The following is a 19,732-nucleotide window of genomic DNA, read 5'->3' as shown; positions in this document are numbered from 1 at the left end:
CCCTGCAATGATGCACGAGTCGATGTGGCGTAGGGGTAGGAGGCTCGTGGTATGGCTGTGAAATTCGGATTTCCGCCGGAGGGGGAGAAGACGCGTTCTCTCGTGGTGGAGCGGCTCCAGCAGGTGCTGAACGAAAACGGTGCCAAGGTTACTGTGGACTGGCGAGGGCAGCAGAAGCACCTCGACGTGATCGTCATGCCGGTGAAGATGCTGTACTTCAACCCGGATACTCACCGCATCCGCGCTCAGCGCTCGCTGGATCCAGTGAAGAACCGGATCCTCGAGGAAGAGCCGTGGAGTGAGACGGCGCAGGACTATCTGCGGCACTTGCTGCAATGCCAGCCTTCGAATCCAAGCCAAACCGACCCCGACTTCACTACGCTGCTCGACGAGCTTGAGGACTTCGGCCAGAAGGAACCTGGGATCATTACCCCCGATGGGATCCTGGTCGACGGAAACACCCGATGCGCGGCATTGCTCGAATTGGGGGTCAAGGATATTCGCGTCGGTGTTCTGCCGATGGATACCTCACGTGATGACATCAACGCTGTTGAGCTGGCTCTTCAGCTAAGGCAAGACAAGCGGCGTGAGTACTCCTACATCAACCGCCTCATCGCTATCGAAGACGAGCTCGCAGCTGGGCGCCTCGAGCACGACATTGCGCGAGCCTTCAACATCAAGACCACGACGCTCACTCAAGATCGCTGGGTATACCAGCTGATCCTCGACGCGATCGAGCGGAGTCGTGTCGCTGACAACGTCGGGCTGCGACTGGTTGACTTCGAGAACCATCAAGAGAAGCTCCGCGAGCTTCACCGCGACTTCACCAAGCTTGCCAAGACTGATCCGGATGCAGCGGAACTGCTCAAGGAATCACGTCTGGCGATGGTGCTCCTCAACTACCCCAAGACATCCGTCCGGCTCGCCGAGTCCGACTTCCATGTGCGGTATCTCAGTGAGCGGCTTCCCGACACGCTCCAGCCCAGCGTCGAAAGTTCTGCGTCAGTTGCGATTCCCGGGCTCGCGGGAGTTCAGCTGCAAGATGCGACGTCGGCGGTCAAGACAACACGTGCACTGACCGATGCGCTTCTCCGGGCAAAAGCAACCGCGCAGGCGGGGGACAAACTTGCACCTGGCACCGTTTCCGAGGCGGACGGACTCATCAAGTCGGCTCGTGAGACGTTCGATACGGCGGTCAAGCTCGCTGGGCAGAACGCCCAGCTGCAGAAGCGGAAGGTCGCGGTGCCCGAGCGGCTCACCGACGCCGCTGAGCATGTAACTCAGTGCGCCAGCGAGTTTGCGGAAGCGAGGTCCAAGCGCGTCCTCGATGACGAGGCATTCGATGATGCCCTAATCACGCTCCGCGATAGCCTCCGGCGCCTGGCCAAGCTTGCCGGTCGGGCATTCGATGAGCCGGGCGACGGAGTGGCATGGCTCATCGAATCCACCGTGGAGAGGGCGTGACAGTAGTCGGCCAGCCGAGCCTGGAGATCGGATTCGGGAACAGTGTCACAACGGCGCGATTGAGTGCCGGAGCCGGGTTCGAACACGATCTACGTCGACTGGCGGCACGATTCCGCACGGGCATTCAACGATCGTCCGCTTCGATTGACGTAGAGATCGACGAGCTGCTCACTAACCTTGTGGCGTTGACGAGCTGGCCATCGGCCGACAGCGTGGTGTGGGATCCGCACCTCGCGTCGTTGGCCACGGACTCGGTCGCGGATGCACAGACGGTGTCCCGGCACCTTGATGCGTCGACGGATACGGCTGCCGAGGTGGATCCCGATGCGATAGAAAGCCTGCTTGGCAGTTCCTGGACGGGGAGCCTGACCTCATTCCAGCGGCGTGACATCGCGAAGCTGCTGTCGTTGCGGCACGGTGCCAATTTCTCTGTGCCGGGTGCAGGTAAGACGCGGGTGGGCCTGGCGGTTTTTCAAGCACAACGACAGGCCAGCGGGATCGAGCGGCTGCTCATCGTCGGGCCGAAGTCGTGCTACGAGTCGTGGCAATACGAGAACACAGTTTGCTTCGACACTCCACTCCGGATGGAGGTCTTCGGAAAGGACAACGACCCGGCAGCCGAGGTTCTCATCGTCAACTACGAACGGCTGAGTGGTTCACTGAACGAACTAGGTGAATGGCTGGCCACACGGCCGTCGATGTTGCTACTGGATGAGGCGCATCGCATGAAGCTTGGAGCCGAAGGAACTTATGGATCAGCGTGTTTGGCGCTGGGGACGCGTGTCCGGCACCGGCTGATCCTCACTGGCACCCCAGCGCCGAACGGTGCGAAGGATCTCGAGAACCTCTTCGGCTTCGTATGGCCCGGGCACGGTCGCCGGACAGTGACGCAGGCAGTGGCGGGCGGGGACCTCATGAAGGCAAGCCAGGTGCTTCGGCCGTTGTTCACTCGAACGACGAAGAACGAGCTGGGTCTCCCTCCGGTCACCCCGCAGATCCGGCCGGTGCCGTTGCCGCCGTTGCACAAGGAGGTCTACGACGCGCTGGTCGGTCGCCTATCGGCCCGTGCCGCTACGCACGAAGAGGACTTCCAAGCGCTTGGCAAGATCATCGTTTACATGCTGATGGCTGCAACCAGCCCGGCACTACTCGCCGTTGGCACGACACCATACGAACCGCTCGCGTATCAAGTGGCGCCACTCGCAGTCCCTCAGGGCACTGCATTGTTCGAGCTCATGCGGGATCTCCCGAGCTACGAGATGTCACCGAAGTACCAGGAAGTTCTGGCAATCGTTGCGGCGAACGCGGCTTCCGGTCGGAAGACCCTGGTGTGGTCTACCTTCGTTCGAAGCCTCATGACACTCGAACGCCTTCTCAGCAAGTTCTCGCCGGCAGTGGTGCACGGCGGGACGAAGGATCGCGAGGATCAGATCGATCGTTTTCGGAACGACCCGGCATGCATGGTGCTGCTGTCCAACCCCGCGACCTTGGGTGAGGGCATCAGTCTCCACCACCATTGCCACGACGCCGTTTACGTGGATCGCGATTTCGCGGCCGGCCGCTTCCTACAGAGCTTGGACCGGATCCATCGACTAGGACTGGCGCCTGATACCGAGACAACGGTGACGGTTCTGGTTTCCGAAGGAACGATCGACGAGGTAGTTGCCGAGCGGCTCGCCGACAAACTGCACTTCATGGGCAAAATCCTGGACGATCCCACAGTTCAGGAACTTGCTGACCTCGATGAGGAGCCTGCAATCGGTGGCGGACTGGACCAAGGTGATCTGCAGGCACTGATCGGACACCTCAATGCCGGTTCCGCCTAAACCAGTCCTGCGCGCAGCGGTCCGGTGGTTGGAGCGGCTGCCTGTGTCTGGTGCTGCCCGTAGTCGATCGATCTTCGTCACACATCCCGACTTCAGCGACATCACGCCGACCCAGTACGACGCCGCGTATCTTTGGCTCGATCAAGTCGGTCTCCTTGCGAGCACGGCAAGCCAAATTCCTATGCGTCATAGGCTCTTCCAGGCCGTGGTCGCGCACTCCGGCGCGCCCTGGCTGCCCGATGCTGACGTGCTGGTGCGGTCTCCTGACGAGTTGCCCGAGGATCTGCTCGGAGCTGCAGCAATCCTCGGGCTCGACACGGTGGATGCGCATGCCCAAGTCGGGGCGGTATGGGGCAAAGTTGATACGGCGGCGAGAGCGCGGGTGGGTTTGGCAGGGGAGCTCGCTCTTGTCGATCTTCTGCACCAGTATGAGCACTTTCAGGTCGAGCACGTAGCAGCCTGGTCGGATGGCTTCGGCTACGACATTTCAGTTGAATGTCAGGATTTTTCGGCGCACCTGGAGGTCAAGAGCACCACGCGCCGCGGTCGACTGTCTGTCTTCCTGTCACGCAATGAGTACGAGACGATGCTCCGTGACCCAGCCTGGAGCCTTGTTGCAGTTCGGCTTACGGATGACCTGAAGCCACGTGCTGTCGCATCGATACCTCGGGTTTGGCTCGAATCACAGGCTCCGTCCGACCACGGTGAATACGGTCGATGGGAGTCATTTCGCGTCGACGTCCCCGCGGGAGTCGCCCAGCCGGGGATCCCTGCACTCGCTCCCTATCTTGGGCACAAGGTAACCATGCTTTGTCGCGAGATCGGGTGGCCCGGGTAGACCACCGGCGTCACGCCGGGACGGTTCACACAAGACGGACTGCTCGCTCTGCCAAGTTTGCAGGGGCGTAGCCGCCTGGCGTTCGGCTTCAGGAACCTCGACAACCGCAACTGGCGAGTACGGTGGGCTCGCACCCGCCAAGCACGACGGGCGTCATACGGTGTATCCGGCCGACGTATCGACGATCTGGTTGTAGGTCCGAGGAGATTCCCAGAACTCAAGCGTGGGATTCGAGACCTCAAAGACGCCAACGAGATCCTGAATGCGGCCTCGATTTTCTTCGCGATGGGGCGCGTCCCTGCAAGCGGAGGTACCCCCACCTCGCCACCGCTGATCTGCCAGTTCATCGACCAGATGCGTACCTCAGGGCGCCACGTTTAGCCGATCTGTGCCATGCTCACCGACCGCAGCGTCAAGTTCGCCCCACACAAGTATTGGAACTGGAAGTCCGCACGACCCATCGGGTCGCGCCGGCACTGATGCACATGTCACGAACGCTCAGCACGATCGGCATGCGGAGGGGCTATACGGGCGCCGGAAGATGGCGGTACACCTGCGGAATACCGTTCTGCAGGTCTCCAGGTCGACCGTGTATCCGTTGACGCGATGCGAGGGCCTTTTTTTGGTGGAGGCCCACGATGTAGATGAGTCCTGCGGTGTGAGGATAAGGGTCCCTACGCCACTCATCGATAAACCACAGGACTCATGACTGATGCACTGCCCAGGGACGTTGGTCAAGCGGCTGAAGAGAACGATCCTGCCGATGGCGGAGTGTTGCCGGTGGTGATTGTAGGTGTGCAACCACCCCGGCAACGCTGATCGTCAGGCTTGTTCGGACTGGTAGTGCCGGGCGAGTGCCCACTGGGCAGCCATGGTGCGGTGGAAGCGTTCGATCTTGCCATTGGTTTGCTGTCGATAGGAGCGGGTGTACCTGGCTTTGATGCCCCGTTCGGCGCAGGTCTGATTCCACAGTTTAGAGCGGTAGCAGCCACCGTTGTCGGACAGGACGCGTTCGACGGTGACACAACGGGCGGCGAACCTGCCGACCGCACGACGGAGTAGCCCGGCGGCGGTGACGGCGTATTCGTCACCCAAGGATCTCGGCGTAGGCGACGCGGGAATGGTCGTCGATGGCGGTGTGCACGAATGCTTGACCGAGTAGTTCGTTGCGGTACTTGCTGCGCTTAGTGCCGGGGTGTCCTGCCGGCGCTTGCGGCCCTTGGCCCGGCAGACGAACCGCCAGCCGCTACCATCAGAGACATTGTCGAGCTTCTTCACATCGACGTGGATTATCGACCCCGGAATGAAGGTGTTCGTAGCGGCGGATCACCTCGTCGGCGCTGATGTCGATTTGCGAGAGCCGATTCAGTCGCCACCGCACCAACACGGCGTGCACGGCCCTGGCCAGCATATTCAGCCGTGACCCGATCGCCTGCGGTGAGACGTTTGCGCCAGCGCAGGTCGACGATCTTGCGTTTGGTGGGTTCCGGTGTGTGGTGCGGGCGGCTGGAACGGTCATGCATCCCATCCTGCCCCTTCTCCACGTATCGCACGGCCCATCCTTTGGCGGTGGCCAGGAGACGTTGAAATGCTCGGCGTGCCCGCACGATCGGCCAGCCGTCGTCGACGATGCGCTGCTTCAGCAGTCGCCTGCCCTTCGGAGTCAGGGGTGCGTCAGCGTGGACCACGAAGGTCTCCTGTCGGACTGTGGTTGTCTCAGCAACTTCCACTTCACGACAGGAGACTTTCGCTGTTAAACGACCAGCTACAGCGTGTCGTCGCAATCTCTCAACCAACCTGCCTGGGCAGTACAGCTGGACCCGCGTGTGATGCAAGACCAGCATGGACGGGTCTTCCGGGAATAGAAGTATCGACTGCATCCTTCTCCCGGAAGTCCCGTCCGCTTCCTTTAGATCAGTGGGCCGCCGCCTACCGCATTATTGCCGAATGAGCAGGGCGCCTTGGGGTGAGCCCCTGGAGATCTGCGATTGATCGATATTTGCGGACCTCGCAACGGATTCTTCGCCAGATGACCGGAACGTCTGCGCGCCTGTTCTACTTTTCACTTTCGACATAGGACTGCATTGTCTCCGAGGCTAGGACTTTGTCCATCAGGCCCTTTAGTGAAGATGTCCATTCTCCACTCCGTAACGCGGCGTAGTTGACGCCCAGCGGAGCAAGAACTGACGTCTGTAGTCGATACATCTTTCCATCCAGGATCACAGCGCCGATGTGAAGCATCGATTGCAGGATTACCTTGAAGGTTTCACTGCTACCGACAATGATGTTGTCGACGAGGTCGCGATGCTGACTAGGCTCGGCCTTTGTTGATGATTTATTGAACGACAAGAGAATTTTCCGAAGGCCAATCAGGGTCTCGCGGGCTATATGCGGAGGTACTGATAGCTCGCTTCTTATGGCGTGGTAGTGGGATTGCCAAGGATGCCAAGGGTCCGGCCAATTGATTACCAGTGATGCGGAAGAGTCGACCACCACCCGCTGGGATTTTTGTCCGACGAAATCGTGCGCCATCAGAAGTGTGTCTGATCCTACGGATCGATCGACCCGGCCGAAGACGTTGATATCACTTGCCCGGATCTCAAGCGAATCGCACAAGATGTTGCAGTCTGGTCCAAGCTCGAGGCTGTTGGTGCTTCCATGTAGAACAAAGCTAAAGTTGGTGGTCACAATCCAGCAGCGAGAAATTGGCGATGAAAGCTCGATGACTCCGGATCCCGGATCGATCGTGAATTCGACGGTGGTGCCCTCGGCGGAGTCGCCAAGCTCGTCTCTAAGCCACAACCGAAGACGACTATTTCGATCTTCGACGAGATTGAATTGGGTGTTTCCACGGCTCCCGGAAGTGAAGGACTTTACCAGGTCATCCACAATTGCTTCGGTGACTGCATAATTCCCCGCGTCTTGGCCCGCCAGCGCGTGGCAAAAGTACACGAAGAACGGACCAGGGCGAGCGCACGCGGAAAGAAGCTTCTCGCGATTTGCGCCGTGCGCCTGTATGCTGTCAGCGATCGAAACGTATGCCCGAAGGTAGTCTGCGAATACTTGATTGGCAAACCTATTTCCATACAAGAATGGGTGTTCGGGCACGAAGTATGCTACACGCTCCTCGTACTTTGCACGCATTGCAGGGGGCAGGAATGCCGGGGCATGAACATCGAGGGATTCAGGCAACAACAGGGAGAGTATTCTTACAATTTGCTCCTCTCTGATGTATAGAAGTGAGGCGGTTGCATCATCGACAGAAAGTATTTTCTGAAGTTGTGTTCGTACTTTCTGTGACTCTCGATCCAGTATGACCTCAGTGACGTCAAGTAGCAGGCGTCCTCTGTCGGCCTGTGCACGGGCAGTGTAACTGGTGGACCTTATGCGCGAAAGCTCGCTCCTCGGATTCTCGACCTCAAGTCGCTTCGCAATTGCTTCCACTACCGGCGGATATCCCAAGAATGACTCGACGGAGCTCCATTCGAAAGACTCGCTGTTTTTGTGATCGAGCGCGATCGCCATATCTTGATATACGTGGTCGCGGAGATCATTGAATGGCTCGGGGTGCGTTCGGTGTATCGTGTACCTTTGATTTTCGGTCGCATTGGCATCGAGCACATTGCCAGTCAGCTCGGCGACCTGGATTGATGATAGTGGAGAGAGTTCGGCGACCTCAACTGATACTCCCTTGTCGCGCAATACCATTTCTGCGGATTGGATGGATTCGGGTCGGCCTAGTATTACGAGTTGCCGATTTGGGGTGGAATTGACAAGTAGGCCCGCCACGTCGTCGAGGAACGCCCAAAAGTGCGACTGTCCGGCAGCGAGGGCGGCTTCGTCGAGACTGTCGAGAAGAAGGCTCCCTTCGCCGTTCTTCAGTCGAGTCATGAAACTTGCGCCCTGGTCGACATCGAGGGATTTAAAGATCATTCCAGTGAGACTATTGTCTCCAACTTTTACGGTTGAAAGGTCGGCGTAGGCGCATCCTGCTTGGGCTGCGATAGCTTGAGCGGCCATGGACTTGCCCATTGCGCCTGGTGCCTGAATCAGAAGGGCCGAGCCGATATCGGAATTATTTTCCAGAAACAAGTCGGGCCAAACATATCCGTGAGGTGAGCAAACTTTCAAGGAAAGTCCACCGGGATGTGAATCCTTAAGAGATATGCTCTCAATGCATAGTATGAACCGCTGAGCCACGAGACGACCAGCGCAGCAACGGGGCAGGAGAAGTAGAGTGAATCGCAGACCACTACGGTCAATAGTTGAAGCAATGCCATCCATGGAGGTCACTGATCTCGTATCGGGCTCGCGCGGCGTCCGTCCCCAAGTTGCGTTGAGAACTGGTTCCGCAACTTCGGTCGAAGTGTAGGGGACTGCTGCACGGGTCTTTGCGCGACGTCAGATCAGGACAACACTGCACCGGGATTGAGGATCCCCAGCGGATCGAGTGCGGTCTTGACCCTCCGATTCAGCTCCATGACGTCCTCGCCGAGCTGGCCGGGCAGCCAGTCCCGCTTGAGGCGTCCGACGCCGTGTTCGCCGGAGATGGTGCCGCCCAATGCGATTGCCAGTTCCATGACGCGGGCGAAGGCCGTGTGGGCGCGGTCGGTCATGTCGGGGTCGGTGGGGTCGAAGACGATCAGGGGATGGGTGTTGCCGTCGCCGGCGTGGGCGACGGTGCAGATCAGGACGTCGCAGTCCTCCGCGATGGCCTCGACCCCGGTGATGAGCGCGGGGAGTTGCTGCATCGGCACGCCGACGTCCTCGAGTAGGAGACTGCCCATCGCCTGCACAGCGGGGAAGACGGATCGTCGCGCGGCGGTGAAGGCCTCGCCTTCGGCGGGGTCGTCGGTGGCGAACACTTCGGTGGCGCCGTGCTTCTCGCAGGCGGCGACGATCGTTGCGATCTCCTGTGCTCCGGCGGCGCCGGGGGCGTCGGACTGCGCCAGCAGGAGCGCGCGGGCATTGCGGTCCAGGCCCATGCGGACCGCGTCCTCGACGGCGTTGATGCTGGCGTGGTCCATGAACTCGAGCATCGCCGGCCGGATCTCGCGGGTGATCGCGAGGACGGCGTCGGCGGCCGACTCCACCGACGGGAACGACGCGACCACCGTCGACGCGGGCGGTTGTGCCGGAATGAGCCGCAGCGTCAGTTCGGTGATGATGCCGAGTGTGCCCTCGCTGCCGACGAACAGTTTGGTCAACGACAGCCCGGCGACGTCCTTGAGCAGTGGGCCGCCCAGCCGGACGGCGGTGCCGTCGGCGAGCACCACCTGCATGCCGAGGACGTAGTCGGTGGTCACGCCGTACTTGACGCAGCAGAGTCCGCCCGCGTTGGTGGCGGCGTTGCCGCCGATCGAACAGATCTCGAACGACGACGGATCCGGCGGGTACCACAGCCCGTGCTCGGCGGCGGCCTGTTTGACCTCGGCGTTGAGCAGTCCGGGTTGGGTGACGGCAACGCGGGTGACGGGGTCGACGGTGATCTCGCGCATCCGTTCGGTCGTCAGGACGATGCCGTGGTCGACGGCGCTCGACCCGCCCGACAACCCGGACCCGGCACCGCGCGGCACCACCGGCACGTGATGCGCGGACGCCCACCGCAGTACCGCCTGCACGTCCTCGGTGCAGGTCGCGCGGACCACGGCGATCGGCATGCCGGCGTTGGGGTCGGCGGCCCAGTCCTGACGATAGCCCGCGATGAGGTCCGGATCGGTGAGCACCGAACCGTCGGGCAGCGCGTCGATGAGTTCGTCCAGCACAGCAGGGTCGACCGTCGTCATGAATCCATCATCCCCCGGACGCCCGGTTTTCGACCGGAGGCGAAGCGGGGCCGATAGCGTCGGATCCGTCGACGAAATCGGACCGAGGGGGAGCGCGGTGGCAGCGAGCTTCGATGAGGACCGGAATCTGCTGATCAGGCTGTGGCGGGCGTGGGCGAAACGCGCTGCGGAACTGTCCGACGAGCAGTGGCTGACCGAGACGCGACTGCCGGGCTGGACCGTCCGCGACCTCTATGTTCACGTCACGCCCGACGTCATGATCGCGATGCTCGCCGGTCCTGCAGCCGACGGTGTCGCGGAGGTGACCAGTGCTGCCCAGATGCTCCGCATCTACAACGCCGGCTCCGCCATTTCGGAACCGATGCACGAACAACTTGCCGAGATGGTCCGTGACCTTGCCGCCGATGTTCAGCGGGAGACGCTGATCGAGCGGTTCGACGTCGAATTGCCCGTCGCGTTCGAGCAGCTGACCGGACTCACCCGCGATTCCGTCATCGCGCACCCCATCCTGGGTTTGGTGACGCTGGGCGCCTTCATGGACATGGCGATCCTCGAGGCGACCGTGCATCTGCTCGACGTCGTCGACGCGATCGGTGGTCCGGCACCGGAGACGGCGGCGCTCGAGCGCACCCGCGACGTGCTGGCGGCGGTCCCGGAACCGCGGGCGTTCATCGAGGCGGCATCGGGGCGGTCGAGCGATCAGGTGCTGCCGGTGATGCGGTGACGGGGATGCCGCAGTGACGGCGTGTGAACCGTTGTGGGTCCGTGTCAGCGGTTGATCGGCGACTCGGCGCGACCGAAGGCTAACTGATCGAGGCCCTGATAGGCGGGTTGCCTGTGGTGATCGAGTGTGAGCCCGCCGTGTGGAAGGGCTGAACGCCCGGCGCACCAGCGGATACTGGCCTGAGTAGGTGCCGGCGGCGGAGCGCGGCAGTTCTGATCGAGCCGGAACCGAAGGCGAATCCCGTGCGTCTGTTTAGGGTGGGACGGGTCTGAGACGAGGGGGTTCGGGTGCGTACGACGATTGTCGTAGGGCTGATCGGTGCGGGGCTGCTGTTGGCGGGGTGTGCTTCGGGGGCTGTGTCTGGGGAGGCTGATCCCGAAGGCGTTGCCGCAGGGGAACCGGTCTTCAGCCCGTGCGATGACATTCCGGATGATGCGTTGCGGGCGGTAGGCATGGACCCAGCGACGGAGTCACGAGATATCTACGGGGTAAAGCAACCGGGGTGGAATATTTGCGATTGGCGTGGGTCGGGTCCGTATCTCACGGTCTTCTCAACTACCCACACGTTGGACGATGTGCGTTCCAACTCGAAGTACACCGAGTTCAGCTCTCTTGAAGTCAGTGGCCGAGAAGCGATTTCCTACCGCGAGGTCGTCGACCTCGACCGCAGAAGTTGCAGCGTGGCAGTCGGTTCGGCAGATGGTGCCGTTCTGATATCTCTCGCATACTTGGGCGTCGATCAGGTAACTGAGGATCCCTGTCTTGTTGCCGAACGCACGATCCGTGAACTGATCGGGTACATCCCGGCGTAGTTGTAGAAGGGTAGATCAGTGAACAGTTCGGACATGAGTTGGAGTCAGCTGAGTTCCTCGGTCGCCGCGGGAGAGCTGTTCTTCGACGGAGACACCGCTCGAAGGTGTGCAGACCGGTGCGGCCAGCTCATCGAGCAACTGAAGGACGTGCAGTTAAAGGGTCGCAGTTTGAGCTCAGTTGACGGCTTCGGTGATCGGCTTCCGTCGGGTGTTGCGCTCGCCGCGAAGTTCGGGCGTAAGGCATCCGGTGGTGACTACTCGCTGGATCAGGCGCTTGCCGACCACATCGCTGAGGTCGAGCAGATGCGCGATCTGTTCCTGAAGATCGGCGCGCAGTACCAAGCATCCGAGGACGCGAATCAGCAGGCTGTGACCGCCGTGGGTGGCGGTTTCTGACCGCATTCGGATGGAATTGCCGTCGCGATGGAACCGAACCCAAGCGTTGTGCGTCTGTCTAGGGTGGAACGGGTTTGGGATGAAGGGGGTGCCGGGTGCGCTTGGCTGCGGCGGTTGGGTTGATCGGTGCCGGTCTGCTGTTGGCGGGGTGTGGTTCGGGAACAGTGTCAGGGGAGGCAGATCCCGATGGCGTTGCGGCGGGGGAGCCTGTGTTCAGCCCGTGCGATGACATTCCTGATCAGGTCTTGGTGGAGCTTGGACTGGACCCAGCGACCGAATCGCCCGACATCGTCGGCGTCAAACAGCCCGGATGGAAGATCTGTAAGTGGCAGGGTGCTGGCGAAGTGCCAGCCCTGAGCGTTTTCGCTACGAAATTTACTCTTGACGATGTTCGTCAGAACCAGCGAAACACCGAGTTCATGCCGGTGGAAGTCGGGGGTCGTCAGGGCTTCACATACCGGGAGAGTGCGGATCGTGATCGGCGCAACTGCGATGTTGCGATGGCATCTGGCGGCGGGGTCGTGCTTATTTCGATCGCGAACCTCGGCGTCGATCCCGTTCTCGATAATCCGTGCGTGGTAGCGGTTGAGCGAGCGGGGCGTCTTGCTCAATTCATACCTGGATGACCATTGATAGGTGGGGGACTCATGTCTGAACTGGCCGGATGGCGGAATCTGGGCGAGGCGGCCGCTTCTGGTGACCTCGTTCTTCATCGGGGCGTAGCCCAGAGGTGTGCAGATCGTTGTGGCGATCTCATCTCCCGATTGAAGAGCATGCGTTTGGAAACGCAGGACCTGGCCAAACTGGAAGGGTTCGGGGACCTACTTCCATCGGGTATCGCGCTCACGGCGAAGTTCGAAAGAAAGGCCGCAGGGGGCGAATATTCGCTGGACCAGGCGCTTGCGGACCACATCGCAGAGGTCGAGCAGATGCGCGACGTCTTCCTCACCATTGAATCCCGCTACGCCGCAGCGGAGGACGCGAATGTGGCTGCTCTGAAAACTGTCGGGTCGAAGATCAACTGATGATTCTGGGCCGTGGTACTCAGGGGATGTCGCGGCCCCGGATTTCGCGTGTGGTTGGCCGAGAAAAGTAACAAGGGGGACGAAGATGGGACTGCCGAGTTTCAGCGAGATCGTCGACAGCATGCGTCGGGATGCTGCCGAGTTCGTCAAGGATCCGGCGAACAAGGCGTGGGATCTCGTCACCGGCTACGACCTGGACGAGAGCGCCCGCGTGCGCGACGAGCAGGCCGCCGGCAATGCTTCGCGTGAGACGCTGTACCGGGAAAGGGCACCCCTCTACGATCGCTTCGACGGCGAGTTCGACGCCCCGTCACTAGGGTCACCGGAAGCGTTCGAGGCGATGTCGCACGAGGACATCAAGGCCGCTGTCGACTCGATGAACGGTGGATCCCTCCGAGCGAGTGCCGAAGGTTGGAAGAAGATCGGCGAGTCGCTCACGCAGGCACTCAACGACTTCCGTGACTTCATCACCCACGAGACCGCCGGCAAGTGGGAAGGCATCGCGAAGGACTCCGCCGTCGCGGCAACCGGTAGATACGCCACAGAGTCGGGGAAGCTTGCGGAGGCCGGAACCCTGATCGGAACCAAGATCGCCGAAGCCGCAACCGCCGTCGACCAGGTGAAGGCCACCCTGCCTCCGGTCGCCGAGCGCGGGATCTTCGACCGCGCCGTGGACCAACTGCTGCCGACCGTCGGATTCCTCAAGTTGGTCCTCCACGAGCGGGACGAGGCGCACCAGCAGGCGATCGAGATCATGCGCACCGTCTACACACCCGTCATGCAGCAGTCCGACACCAGAGTGCCGAAACTCCCCGAACCTCCCCGCGTCGCCGACCCAGAGCTCGACTGGAGCCGATCCGGCGTTGGCGCACCCGGTATCGGTGCACCGAACCCGTACGCGCCCTTCGCGGGACCGAACTCGGGATCCCCGAACATGCCGACGTCCACACCCGGTGCACCGATTCCCGGTGGGGCACCGGGTTCCGGGGCGGCTCCCGGAGCCGACGCCTTCGACCCCATGGCCGCCGGCGCCCAACCCGGCGCGAACGGCCAGTACGCCGTGAACCCCAACCAGACCGACGCCCTCACCGCACCGGCGTCGGCCTGGACCGCGCCGGCGGCCGCGTCCGGCATCGACGGCACCAGGCTCGGCCAGTCCGGCGTCGGACCGTCCGGCTCGGGAATCGGCGGCTACTCCGCCGGGGCCGGGGGGCTGGGCTCCGGCGGCAGTGGCGGATCGGGCGCGGGCGCCTTCGGAGGCTACGGAGGCGGCGGAATCCTCAGCAGCGGAAACGGTTCCGGCGCAGGATCGGGCGCCGCCGGTGGAGCCGGAACGACCGCCGGAACGCCGGGATCAGGTGCGGCGTCAGCCCGATCGGGAATGGCGGGCGCCGGCATGATGCCCGGCGCCGGTGCACGCGGGCGCGGCGAGGACGAATCCGAACACAAGACCCCCGGCTACCTGGTCAACGTCGACAACGGCAGCGAACTGATCGGTAATCTCCCACTGGCCGCACCCCCGGTCATCGGGGGGAACTGACCGTCCGGCCGCGACCGGCCTGTCCCGCAGGCAGGCCGGTCCGCCGGTACGAGACTCCGAGCCGTCGGCGAAGTCCCGCTCAGGCCTTGACCGGCCCCGCCCGGAGGATCTCGTCGAACCGGTCCCGGACATCCGAGATGTGCCGGTCGAGGTCGTCGACGTTCCAGTCCTTCGTGTCGACCGGTTCCAGCACGTCGACGTAGACGGTGCCCGGGTGGGCGACGAACGAGTTGCGCCACATCAGATCCCCGGCGTTGTGGATGACGATCGGCACGATCGGCACCTGCGCCTGCATCGCCAGGTGGAAGCCGCCCTTCTTGAACCGGCCCAGACGCGGGGTGGGGGAGCGGGTGCCCTCCGGGGCGATCGCAATCGACGTGCCGTTCTTCAGTTTATCGACCGCCGGCGCCAGGGCGGCCCGCGCCTGCGCGCTGTCCGTCCGGTCCACGTACGCGACATCGAGCAGTGTTCCCACCGCCGCGAACCGCGGATCGTGCGCCGCCTCCTTCTTCGCCACCCCCGTCACATCCCGCCGGATTACCTTGGCGATCAGCAGCATGTCCAACGAGCTCTGGTGATTGAACATGAAGACCGCCGGACGGTTCGTCCACGCGTTGTCCTCGCCGGTGATCTGCACGTCGATCCCGCAGATCGACAACGCCAGACCCGGACCGAACGTCCCCACCAGGTTCGCCGCGGTCCGCCGATTTCCCGTCACGACCCCCGCCGCCACTGCCGCCACCGTGCCCGCCGTCAACGCACTCAGCGCGACACCGGTGCGGGCCGTCGCGATCGGCGTCGCACCCCGCTCCGGCCGCGACAGATTCACCGACAGCCACCCCTCGGCCCGCGCGATCCCAGCCAGCTTGCGATCCGGGTTCAGCGCCACCGGGCGTCCCACCGAATCGAGCATCGGGACGTCCTCGACGCCGTTGGAGTAGGCGAACGCCTCCGACAGCGGTGCCCTCACCTCGGCCGCGAAGTCCCGCAACGCCTTCGCCTTCGCCGGACCCCACAACGCGGGGCCGGTGAGCGCGCCGGTCAGCATGCCGTCGACCACCTCCGGCCGACTGCACAGCACGTCGTCGATCCCGAGGTCCTCCGCCACGAACTGCGCCTGGTACGTCGTCGCCGACGTCGCCATCACGATCCGGTGTCCCGCCCGGCGGTGCGCGTCGAGCAGTCGTCGGACATCGGGATAGATCATCGCGGCGATCTCCTGCCGGAACAGCCGCTGACTCCATTCCCGCAGTTCGTCCTCGCGTCGACCGGCGAGGCCGGTGATCGCGATCTCCATCAGCCGGCCCACGTCGGCGCCGCGGAACTGGGTGTCGAACGCCGCGCCGGTGGTCCGCAGCAGTTCGGCGATGCTGATGTCGAAGCGGCGCAGTCGATCCCGGTACACCACGGTGGCCGAGTAGCCGGTGATGAGGGTGCCGTCCAGATCGAAGGCCGCGATTGTCGACGGGCCCTCGGGGGCGGCGGCGATGGCAGCGTACAGATCCCGGAGCCGGTTCATCGGTCCGACTCCGTCCCGGAGTGTCCGACGACCTGGGCGGCCGCGTCGGCGTCGTGCATCTGGTCGAGCTTCGCGTGCGCGAGAGCGCGGATCTCGCGGACCCGGCGGACCAGCGTCCGCACCTCGTCGGCGAACGCGGTCCGGCGCGCCGACACCTCGGGATCGACCACCCCCACCAGCTTGCGGTTGCGCGCCAGCTGCAGCGCGGTCGCGAACAGTTCCGACGAGATGGACTCGCTGCTCGCGATCTGCTGGCGCAGCCGACGCTGCTGCGCCAGGGCGAGACACCCGGCGACGAAGCTCTTCTCGTCGAAGTCCTCGGACACCGGCGCATCCAGCAGGTGATCGGCCACCACCTCGTAGGCCTCGAGGAACGGCTGCAGCACCCGGTGCGCCAGATACGGGCGGACGTCGGCGAGGATGTGCTCCACGTGCTCCGGGTTGCTCAGATCGCTCTCCCACGCCGGGTCGATCAGGCTCAGCTCCGAGCGCAACTCCTCCTGGAACGTCTCCTTGTCGCTGAAGAAGAACTCGAACTTCAGCAGATCCCGGATCCGTTTGGCCTCGGCCCAACCATCGGCGAGCGGATCGGCGAACTTCTCGTCGACGGCCGCGCAGAGCACCATCTCCGCGATCGCCCGCACCAGCAGGAAATGGACGGTGTTGTTGCGGTAGAACGCCGCCACCAACCCCTGATCCTTGCCCAGGTAGTACACCCGCTCGTTGCCCTCGTCGAACCGCTCGAGCACCCCCGAATCGAGGTGGGTGAACAGCGCCTTGCGGATCACCTGCGGGTTGGTGAGATCCACATCGCCCGCGGTGGGGAGCTTGCGGGCGGTGATGTAGTCCACCAGCGGGCCGAGGATGAACCCAAGCTCGGGCACCGTCAGCGCCCGGTCCTCGATGCCGAGGAACGCGAGCATCACCAGCGACGACGCCGTGATCGGGGTGACCTCGTTGATCCGGTGGCTCACCTCGATACCGGTCTTCTGGATCGCCAGTCGCAGATCCTCCTCCTGCGCAAGGGAATCCCGCAGCGACAGCGGACGTCCCACGGTCACGTGCGCGACGCCGCGGCGCTGCCCCTGCGCCCGGACGTAGCCGACCATCCAGCGGAAGCTCTCCTTCCGCTTCTCCGCGCCGTGCGCTTCCGCGGCCATCGCGTTCACCTCGTACAACTGGTCGTACACCAGCGAGATGGGGACCAGATAGACGTCGGACGCCTCACTCGACTGGAACGCCTTCGCGAGGTAGGTCAGCAGCCCGTACCGGGGTGGGCGCAGCTTCCCGGTGCGGGACCGTCCGCCCTCGATGTACCACTCGAGGTTGAAGCGTTTGGTCAGCAGGAACCGCATGTACTCGCGCAGCGTCCACTTGTAGATCTCGTCGCCGTCGAACTTGCGACGGATGAACACCGTGCCCGACCGCTTGCTGATCGGCCCGATCGGCCAGAAGCTGACGTTGAGTCCGCCCATCACATGGTTGAGGGGCAGGTCGTTGGCGAGCAGCGCCGGCCGCAGCACCAGCGGATCCAGGTAGGAGCGGTGACTGGGCAGGAACACCAGCGAGTGCTCCCGGTTGAGCTCGCGCAGTTCCTCGAACCGGGTGGTGTCCACGTCCAGTCGGTAGGCGCGGGAGAAGTAGCGGCCCAACTGGTCCCACAGCGCGATCGCCCGACGGCTCTGCGCGGCCACCATCTCGTCGAGATCGGTGCGGGACCGACGGTCGACATCCACCACCGTCAGGTTGAGCCGCGCGGCGAGGTCCTTGATCCCCGCGGTGAACCGACTGGTATCGGTGATCTCCTCGACCACGAACCGGGACACCTTGTACTGCGTGCCGAGCAGGTTCCGCTCGGCGCGTTCCAGCGCGAGGGCGGCCTGTCGGCGGATGAAGTCCGGCAACGATCCGCCGCCGCGCTCGGCCAGCCGATCGCGCAGTTCGCTCAGCGCGGCCCCGTCGCCCTCGACGACCCGGCAGCGGCCCGGATCGTTGCGGAGCACCCGGCGTTGCGCGTTCGAACCGAGGCGGAGCGGGTCCCGGGTGGACAGTACATCCCGAATCCGTTGTGCACGATGGCCGTTGGTCACGTCGGGAAGCCACACCACCCGCACCGGGGTGAGCACCGGGTCGTCGTCGCGGCGGACCAGCGTCGCCAGCGACTGGTGATCGGTCGTGAACGTGACCGTCGGGCCTCCCGTTTCGGCTTCGCGGTGGGTGAGCCAGGTCCGCAGCGCGCGTTGCTCGGAGTCCGTCATCGGCTCGGTCAGATAGATCGTCGGGGATGCGGACGGTGCATGCTCGGTCATCGCTGGGCTCCCTTCGCGGCGCCGGTCAGCGCCACCACCTCGTCCAACCCCTCCTGCAGGCACTGCATGAACAGCGCCGGTTCGGTCACCGCCGCGGTGTCGAGATTGACGCCGATGCAGCAGGTCCCGACGTGGGAGACCATCGTCGCCATCACGGCGCAGCCCGGTGCCGGACCGAAGGGGAACATCCGCTCGATCCGGGCCCCCGCCAGGTACACCGGCACGGGCACCCCCGCGACGTTGGACGCCTGCAGGTCCAGACCTTTCGACTGCGACAGGTACCACTCGGCGAGCAGCCGGGTCGGCAGCCGCACCAGCAGTGGCGACGCCGCCTCGACGATGTCGAGGGCCGGTTCCTCCCGCAGCGCCAGCACGATCGCGCGGACCTTCCGGATCCGTGACGCCGGGTCCGCTTCGGTGGCGGGCCCCGCGAAGCGGACCGCCGCGATCCGGTTGCCGCCGGACGGATCCGACGCCGCCCGCATGCTGATCGGCATGCCCATCGGTATCTTGCCGACCGCCTCCCCGAGTTCCTCGTGGTAGCGGCGGAACCCGCCGAGCAGCGCCGCGATGTAGGCGTCGTTGACCGATCCGCCGGCGGCGTGACCGGCGGCCCGCAGGACCTGCAGGTCCACCTCGAGCACCCCGAACCAGCGACCGAGTCCACGGTTGCGCAGCAGGGGAGAGCCCGTCGCCGGGGGCGGTTGGACCACCCGGCGCAGGGAATTGGCGTAGTCGAGGAGCTCGCCCGCCGCGTCGAACGGCCGGGTGACAGCGGTGATCGCCGCCCGCGCCGAACCGGACACCAGGTCGGCGATCCGGCTCGGGGCCCGGCGCACCTCGGTGAGCAGCTCGAGTCCCAGCGCCGACAGATCCGACAGGTGCTCGGGCGGTGCCGGCGCCCGGTCCGGCTTGTCGGGGGTCGGTTCGGCGCGACGGCTGTGCAGCAACGCCATCATCTGGATGCCGCCCATGCCGTCGGTGATGCTGTGATGCGTCTTGACGACGTAGACGGCGCGGCCGTCGGCCAGGCCCTCGATGAGCATCGCCATCCACGGCGGCCGGGCCTTGTCGAACGGTTCGGTGGCCAGGTGCCGGCAGATCCGCAGCGCGTGGTCGAGGTCGGCCGGCTCCGGCAGCCGGACCCGGCGCAGGTGGTAGTCGAGGTCGAACTCGGGATCCACCGACCACACCGGATTCCCCAGCCCGAACGCCGGTTCCACCGCGCGCATCCGGATCCGGGGGACGATGTGCGATGCCCATTCGTGCGCCCGCACCAGCCGGTCCCAGTCCGGCGCGCGGTCGAGGACGTCGACCGCGACGATGGGGGTGCGGAGTTCGGGGCGAACCTCCTCCATCCGCCACATGCCGGTCTCGAAGTCCGACATGGTCCGGCTCTGCGCCCAGCCGACAGCGGAGAGATCCACATCCACCGCACTCGGTGGGACGAACGGCTGCCCGTCGGCCATACGCACGCTCCTCGAAACCGTGAT

14 protein-coding genes and 1 pseudogene are annotated in these 19,732 nt (G+C 63.8%); 9 read left to right on the top strand and 6 right to left on the bottom strand.

What is annotated here, in order from left to right; translation table 11 throughout:
- Positions 1-51 precede the first annotated feature (51 nt).
- Genes IJ15_RS0111280 through IJ15_RS25595 form a run of 3 tightly spaced genes read left to right on the top strand, consistent with a single transcriptional unit; the run spans position 52 to position 4,128 of the window.
- Complete coding sequence (locus IJ15_RS0111280) at positions 52-1,464, top strand: ParB/RepB/Spo0J family partition protein (protein WP_031938439.1); 1,413 nt, start codon at positions 52-54, stop codon at positions 1,462-1,464.
- Entirely contained in the window at positions 1,461-3,290 is a 1,830-nt protein-coding gene (locus IJ15_RS0111275) for a DEAD/DEAH box helicase (protein ID WP_031938438.1), read from the top strand. Before IJ15_RS0111280 ends, IJ15_RS0111275 begins: the two co-directional genes overlap by 4 nt.
- Before the next feature lie 43 nt (positions 3,291-3,333).
- A complete protein-coding gene (locus IJ15_RS25595; protein WP_197059802.1) occupies positions 3,334-4,128 on the top strand; it encodes a DUF3883 domain-containing protein in 795 nt (264 codons plus the stop codon).
- Positions 4,129-4,839: 711 nt separating this feature from the next.
- Here the strand turns inward: IJ15_RS25595 and IJ15_RS24870 are convergent.
- The 3 genes and pseudogenes from IJ15_RS24870 to IJ15_RS0111250 all read right to left on the bottom strand — a co-directional run.
- Positions 4,840-5,816, bottom strand: a pseudogene (locus IJ15_RS24870) (IS481 family transposase); the annotation flags it as partial.
- A gap of 367 nt (positions 5,817-6,183) precedes the next feature.
- Positions 6,184-8,220 carry a hypothetical protein gene (locus tag IJ15_RS26035; RefSeq protein WP_156112080.1) on the bottom strand — a complete coding sequence of 679 codons (2,037 nt, stop codon included), beginning with the start codon at positions 8,218-8,220 and terminating at the stop codon, positions 6,184-6,186.
- 314 nt (positions 8,221-8,534) lie between these two features.
- Complete coding sequence (locus IJ15_RS0111250) at positions 8,535-9,914, bottom strand: FAD-binding oxidoreductase (protein WP_031938436.1); 1,380 nt, start codon at positions 9,912-9,914, stop codon at positions 8,535-8,537.
- 97 nt (positions 9,915-10,011) lie between these two features.
- Between IJ15_RS0111250 and IJ15_RS0111245 the strand changes: the two genes are divergently transcribed.
- From IJ15_RS0111245 to IJ15_RS0111230, 6 genes are all read left to right on the top strand, one after another.
- Positions 10,012-10,638, top strand: a complete 627-nt coding sequence (locus IJ15_RS0111245) for a maleylpyruvate isomerase N-terminal domain-containing protein (protein ID WP_031938435.1) — start codon at positions 10,012-10,014, stop codon at positions 10,636-10,638.
- A 287-nt stretch (positions 10,639-10,925) separates the two neighbouring features.
- Positions 10,926-11,450 (top strand): DUF3558 domain-containing protein, encoded by a 525-nt coding sequence (locus IJ15_RS25590; RefSeq protein WP_081880692.1) that lies wholly within the window; start codon positions 10,926-10,928, stop codon positions 11,448-11,450.
- Between the two features lie 18 nt (positions 11,451-11,468).
- The gene (locus IJ15_RS0111240; protein ID WP_231569499.1) at positions 11,469-11,846 is read left to right on the top strand and encodes a hypothetical protein; all 378 of its coding nucleotides are present in this window, start codon (positions 11,469-11,471) and stop codon (positions 11,844-11,846) included.
- 95 nt (positions 11,847-11,941) lie between these two features.
- Positions 11,942-12,472 carry a DUF3558 domain-containing protein gene (locus tag IJ15_RS25585; protein ID WP_081880691.1) on the top strand — a complete coding sequence of 177 codons (531 nt, stop codon included), beginning with the start codon at positions 11,942-11,944 and terminating at the stop codon, positions 12,470-12,472.
- Between the two features lie 21 nt (positions 12,473-12,493).
- Positions 12,494-12,871, top strand: a complete 378-nt coding sequence (locus IJ15_RS0111235) for a hypothetical protein (protein ID WP_051918765.1) — start codon at positions 12,494-12,496, stop codon at positions 12,869-12,871.
- An 85-nt stretch (positions 12,872-12,956) separates the two neighbouring features.
- Entirely contained in the window at positions 12,957-14,411 is a 1,455-nt protein-coding gene (locus IJ15_RS0111230; protein WP_031938432.1) for a PPE domain-containing protein, read from the top strand.
- Positions 14,412-14,490: 79 nt separating this feature from the next.
- Here IJ15_RS0111230 and IJ15_RS0111225 read toward each other — a convergent pair whose 3' ends face one another.
- From IJ15_RS0111225 to IJ15_RS0111215, 3 genes are read right to left on the bottom strand one after another with little or no spacing between them, the layout of a single operon-like run.
- Positions 14,491-15,930, bottom strand: coding sequence for an HAD-IB family hydrolase (locus IJ15_RS0111225; RefSeq protein WP_031938431.1), 1,440 nt, complete (start codon positions 15,928-15,930; stop codon positions 14,491-14,493).
- Positions 15,927-18,239 carry a glycerol-3-phosphate 1-O-acyltransferase gene (locus IJ15_RS0111220; RefSeq protein ID WP_031938430.1) on the bottom strand — a complete coding sequence of 771 codons (2,313 nt, stop codon included), beginning with the start codon at positions 18,237-18,239 and terminating at the stop codon, positions 15,927-15,929. The genes IJ15_RS0111225 and IJ15_RS0111220 overlap by 4 nt, the downstream gene beginning before the upstream one ends.
- Entirely contained in the window at positions 18,236-19,708 is a 1,473-nt protein-coding gene (locus tag IJ15_RS0111215; protein ID WP_031938429.1) for a wax ester/triacylglycerol synthase domain-containing protein, read from the bottom strand. The genes IJ15_RS0111220 and IJ15_RS0111215 overlap by 4 nt, the downstream gene beginning before the upstream one ends.
- Positions 19,709-19,732: the final 24 nt, after the last annotated feature.

This window comes from Prescottella defluvii (genome assembly GCF_000738775.1).
Lineage (GTDB): Bacteria > Actinomycetota > Actinomycetes > Mycobacteriales > Mycobacteriaceae > Prescottella > Prescottella defluvii.
Note: the sequence above shows the minus strand (reverse complement) of the source record. Positions and strands in the feature narration are given on the sequence as shown.